Source organism: Streptomyces minutiscleroticus, assembly GCF_014650875.1.
Lineage (GTDB): Bacteria > Actinomycetota > Actinomycetes > Streptomycetales > Streptomycetaceae > Streptomyces > Streptomyces minutiscleroticus.
Map to the genome: position 1 here is coordinate 1 of NZ_BMVU01000193.1, position 1460 is coordinate 1460.

Genomic DNA, 1460 nt, shown 5'->3' on the forward strand with positions numbered 1-1460 from the left:
CGGTGGTTTGTTGACGGCGGATTCGTGAGGGTGTAGGCCGTGCAGGGAGGCGTCGACTCGGTTGGGGAGATCGAGATGACGAAGCGGTTGCCGTGTCCTGCTGCTCCAGGCCCGTTGGAAGCGTACGCCGCTTGCTTCGACGATCTTTTCGAGACGCTGGCCCAGCGGCGCGGTTTTCGTGAGTACCTGACGGGGTTGTTGCTGCCGCGGGAGCGGAACAAGACGCTGACGTGCCTGGCCGGTGCGGAGCCAGTGGCCGGGGCCCAGCATGCCGCGGTGCAGCGGCTGCAGTTCTTCCTGTCCGAGTCCACCTGGGATGCTGAGCGGGTCAATGCCCGCCGGCTGGAGCTGCTGATATCGGATGCGGCGACGGCCCCGCACGCGGGCGGGGTGCTGGTGGTGGACGATTCCGGAGACCGCAAGGACGGTCAGGCGACCGCGCACGTGGGCAAGCAGTACCTGGGCTCGGTCGGCAAGGTCGACCGCGGGGTGGTCACGGTGACCACCTGCTGGGCGGACGAACGCCTCTACTACCCCCTGCACGCCCGCCCCTACACCCCGGCCCACCACTTCTCCAAGGGCAAGAGTGACCCGGGCTTTCGCACCAAGCTCCAGATCGCGGTCGCCCTGGCCAAGCAGGCCAGGGACACCGGGTGGGACTTTCGGGCCGTGGCCGCCGACTGCGCCTACGGTGACCACGACAGTTTCCGCACCGGCCTGCACACAGCAGGCCTGCCGTTCGTGATGGCCCTCAAACCCCGGCACGGAACGTGGGCCTACGGCCCGGACGTGCATACCCCGGTCGACGCCGCCCGCCTCCTGGCCTGGGAGGACGCCGAGCATCCCGGACAGTGGACCCGCATCGAGCGGGTCTTTCGGGACGGGCACACCCGCACCTGGTGGGCCGCCGAGGCGCAACTTGGCTGGTGGGGCCCGGACGGCAACGTCCGCCTGGTCGTGGCTACCGCCGACCCGGCCACCCTGCCGGAGAAGGCGACCTGGTACCTGGCCACCGACCTGCCCCGACCCGACTCACCACGCGCCGCCACCTCACCGAACCCACCCGCCGATCTGGCCGAGGTGGTGCGCATCTACGGACTGCGGCACTGGATCGAGCAGAGCTACAAACAGGTCAAGGACGAACTGGGCTGGGCCGACTTCCAGGTTCGCTCCGACACCGCCATCCGCCGCCACCAGACCCTCGTGAACTGCGCGTTCAGCTTCTGCTGGGACTCCTGGTTCGCCCCACCCCTACCGATCGCCGATCCCTCACCCGAAGCCGGGGCACCGCCGGCACCGGAAGAGAGGGGGAACCTGTCAACCACAGCAGCCCCAGCCAGTCAGCTGGCCCCGCGCGATCCGGGCCGTTCGTGGCTGGCTGACGCCCTGGGCCATGCTGCAACGCTACTGGCGCGCCTGGACAGTGAAGCCCCCGCCCACCGAACTCCAGAACCTCATCG

At 69.2% G+C, this 1460-nt stretch carries 1 protein-coding gene; it reads left to right on the top strand.

Translation table 11 applies throughout. From position 1 onward, the window contains the following. Window positions 1-75: 75 nt before the first annotated feature. Window positions 76-1460: IS701 family transposase (locus IE271_RS40915; protein WP_229919992.1), on the top strand; the 1385-nt coding region annotated here is incomplete at its 3' end.